The organism is Streptomyces iranensis, assembly GCF_017874715.1.
Lineage (GTDB): Bacteria > Actinomycetota > Actinomycetes > Streptomycetales > Streptomycetaceae > Streptomyces > Streptomyces iranensis.
In genome coordinates, this window is the sequence record NZ_JAGGLR010000070.1 from 1 (window position 1) to 3,680 (window position 3,680).

Annotated in this window: 3 protein-coding genes; 1 reads left to right on the top strand and 2 read right to left on the bottom strand. The window is 67.4% G+C overall.

The genetic code is table 11. The features are described from left to right. Positions 1-692 precede the first annotated feature (692 nt). Entirely contained in the window at positions 693-1,127 is a 435-nt protein-coding gene (locus J2Z30_RS49160; protein ID WP_209469208.1) for a hypothetical protein, read from the bottom strand. Positions 1,128-1,373: 246 nt separating this feature from the next. Between J2Z30_RS49160 and J2Z30_RS49165 the strand changes: the two genes are divergently transcribed. Further along, a complete protein-coding gene (locus tag J2Z30_RS49165; RefSeq protein ID WP_052701466.1) occupies positions 1,374-3,494 on the top strand; it encodes an nSTAND1 domain-containing NTPase in 2,121 nt (706 codons plus the stop codon). On the opposite strand, the gene J2Z30_RS49170 is transcribed toward J2Z30_RS49165, so the two are convergent. Further along, positions 3,424-3,680: WD40 repeat domain-containing protein (locus tag J2Z30_RS49170; protein WP_281062866.1), on the bottom strand; the 257-nt coding region annotated here is incomplete at its 5' end. The two genes, J2Z30_RS49165 and J2Z30_RS49170, sit on opposite strands and share 71 nt — an antisense overlap.

Consider the following 3,680-nt stretch of genomic DNA (forward strand, 5'->3'; position numbering starts at 1 on the left):
AACCGACGAACCCGACCTGCCCACCGAACTCACTGCATAGCCTCAACAACGGATCACCGAGTGGCCGTCGATACACCACTCCAGCGGACGTGACCACAAAGTGTCCCTCTTCGATCCTCCTGGATGCTGCTCAATCCGGTTGCACCCGGGGTTGGTGTGGACGTGTCCACACGCTCGAATGACGGCCGGCAGGCGCTGGCCGGTCATGAGTTACGGGCGCCGAGACCGCTTCGCGAACTCACCCTTGCGGATCCTGGTCAAGCCGAGTGGCCCTGTGGAGGCGGGAAGCAGCACATGGTCGCGCCTGGCGCGACGCCTACCCTGGGTTACCACTGCGTAGGGCGGGACGCGCATCCTCCCGGTCTCGGCAGTCGACCGGCACCTACGGCACATCCGCGCGTGACTTGAAAGGGTTAGTGAGCCCGTCCGGTGGGAGGGGGAGCGGAGCCGCGGGGCCAGCTGCCGGGGCGCGATGGGTGTACAGCCGCCGTGGTCAATGGGCTGGGACGAGTGTGCGGGGGCCGACTCAGCAAATGTGGAGGTCCCGCATGGCGGCCCCGAACCCGGTGGAACTCTCGCCAGAGCGATACGGAAGGCTGCTTGAGTAGCAAGTGACACTCCTGCCGCTTGTCGCAAATACGCGACAAGCGGCAGGCTGTGGCGTAGAAATCAGCCAGAATGTTCTTTATGTGTCAGCAGCCGTGACCCTTGGTTATGTTTTTCACCTTGCTGCCCGGGGGTGTCCGGACGGTGCTGTGGCTTTTCCCCTTCTTCACTCGCCAGCATGACTTCGCGGGGAATGCATTGCCATACTTCACGAACACCACCTTTTTGTGTCCGCAGTGATTATTGGCGTAGATGGTGGTGTGGGTTGTGCCCGACTTCCACGTGAAATTGACTTTCTTATGGCCGCAGGGCACGGAGTCATGCTTTGCGGCGAGCGGCGATGTGCGTGTATTCGTTGCTCCTGCCGGGCCGGCTTCAAGTTTCTCGGCTTGCAGGATTGTGTTGTTGCGGTCGGGCGGAGCGACCGTCTGGTTGCGGTCGGCGAGCGCGGGGCTGGTCGAGGCCGCGAGCATGCCCGTGGCAAGGGCCCAGAGAACGACTGTCTTCTTCGTGCGAGTCACGTCAACTCCTCAAGGTGGGACGAGGCTGAGTGTCCGGGCGGCGGGTCGTCACGCCCCCGTCGTGTCTCCCGCAGCCCGGACAGCACCGAGTTCACCCGCCGCGGAGTTGTTTGGCAGCCCATCTGAGCTGCTCTGATCAATCCGGTCGTTCTCGGCCCTTCTGTGCTGGCGGCTTTGTCGTGGCCGCGATCCGATCTTTACGGTGGTTGAAGGGGCAGGCGACTGTGCCGGGGAGAGGCAGGACCAGTGGGGCGTCCGGAGAAGCCGATCGATCCGCAGGACGGACCCGTCGCGCGGTTCGCCTACCAGTTACGCAAGCTCCGCGACGAGGCGGGTGCTCCGGGCTATCGGAACATGGCCCGTCGTGCGGGATATTCGGCCGCGACCTTGTCCCAGGCCGCGGGAGGCGAGCGGCTGCCGACGCTGCCGGTCGCCCTGGCCTACGTGCAGGCCTGCAACGGAGACGCGGACGAGTGGCGGCACCGGTGGAAGCAGGCCGACGCGGAGACCACGGCGCTGCCGCGCCCTCCCGAGGATGACGACGAGCCACCGTACCGGGGACTGCAACGCTTCGAGCCAGCTGATGCGGACCTGTTCTTCGGTCGCGAGGAGACCACCGCACAACTCAAGGCGATGGTGCGTCGGCACCGGCTGAGCGTGGTGGTGGGAGCCTCCGGCTGCGGCAAGTCCTCCCTGCTGCGCGCCGGCCTCATTCCCCGGCTCCGCCGTCCCGACCAGGACGCGGAGGAGAAGCCGGCTGCGGTCCGAGTCCTCACCCCCGGTGCCCAGCCGATGGACCGTGCCGATCTGCTGGAACCGGCCGCGGGCCCGGGAGATACCTGGGTGCTGGTGGACCAGTTCGAAGAGGTGTTCACCCTCTGCACCTCTCCCGACGACCGTGCGGCCTTCCTGGAGCGCTTACTGGCTGCCCGAGAGCCAGGAAGCCGGTTACGGGTGGTACTTGCGCTCCGGGCCGACTTCTTCGTCCGGTGCACCGAGAACCACGCCCTGGCAGCCGCGATCAACGACGCCACCCTCCTCGTCGGCCCGATGACCACCGCGCAGCTCCGGGCGGCCATCGTGCGCCCGGCTGGGGCGCGCGGGCTGAACGTGGAACGCGACCTGACCGCCCGCCTCCTGTCCCACGCCCTGATGGAAACCTGGCGCCGCCGACGCGGCCACATTCTCACCCTCCAGGCGTACGAGGCGGCCGGCGGGCTACGAGGCGCCATCGCCCGCACCGCCGAGGACGCCTACCACCACCTCACCCCCGCCCAGGCCACCGCCGCCCGACGCATCCTGCTACGCCTGATCACCCCGGGCGAGGACACCACTCCGGACACTCGTCGCCCTGTCGACCGGGCCGAGTTCACCACGACCGACACCATCACCGACCCGGACCCGGACCCGGACCCGGACCCGGACGCTGCGCTCCAGCGTCTGGCCGCTGCCCGGCTGGTGACTTTGGACAACGAAACCGTCGACCTCGCTCACGAAGCACTGATCACGGCATGGCCCCGACTGCACGGATGGATCGAGGGCAACCGCGAGCGCTTGCGCCGGCACCGGCGCCTGACCGACGCTGCCCGCAACTGGCGGGACCGCGGCCGCGATACCGGCGCGCTGCTGCGGGGCACCGAGCTCACCGAAGCAGAAGGCGCCTTCAAAACCCCCGACCAGCAGGACGAACTGACGGATCTGGAACGGCATTTCCTCCACCAGTCCACCCGTGCCGAGCAACACCGTTCCCGCCGGGCCCACTCACTCACCGCGGCCCTCGCCACACTCCTCGTCCTCGCCCTCCTCGCTGCGGCCTCCGCCTACCAGCAGCGCAACGACGCCGAGCACCAGCGTCTCCGCGCCATCACCGCCCGGGAGCAGGCGCAGTCCCGCCAGCTCGCCACTCAGTCCGAGACACTCCTGCAGTCCAACCCCGACCTTGCCTCGCTGCTCGCCGTGCAGGCATACCGAACCAGCCCCACTGCCGAAGCCAAGATCAGCCTCTACAAAGCAGCAGATTTGCCCCTCCAGCACCGTCTCACCGCGGCCGACAGCAAACCGGAGCACGAGGCAGGTTCCGTCGCGGTGGCGTTCAGCTCGGATGGGCGGACCGTAGCCACCGGCAGTGTCGGCGGCACGGTCCGTCTGTGGGACCCAGCCACGGACGGCTCCGCGGCACCGTCACCGGTCACCAGGGCCAAGTTGTTTCACTGGCCTTCAGTCCGGACGGGCCCACCGCGCGAGGGGCTCACCGTGACGCCGTCCACGATCACGCTCAAGGCCGCCCTTGCCGACATCAGGTCGCAGGTGCACATACGCGGCGGGGGGATTGGTCTTGCAGGTATTCCGATCGTTCGTTCCGGGTGAGATCCCGGTGGACGGCACGACATACTCTTCTGATCGCTTCGGGCGGGCCAGGTAGGGCCACATCCCATAGCCGCATCGTCTCATCTTCGTGGCCGGTGGCCAGTGTGTGCCCATCAGGGCTGAACGCCAGCGACGTCACAACGTAGTTTCGTCCGGTGAGGGTGGCTCGGGTCTTGCCGGTGGCCA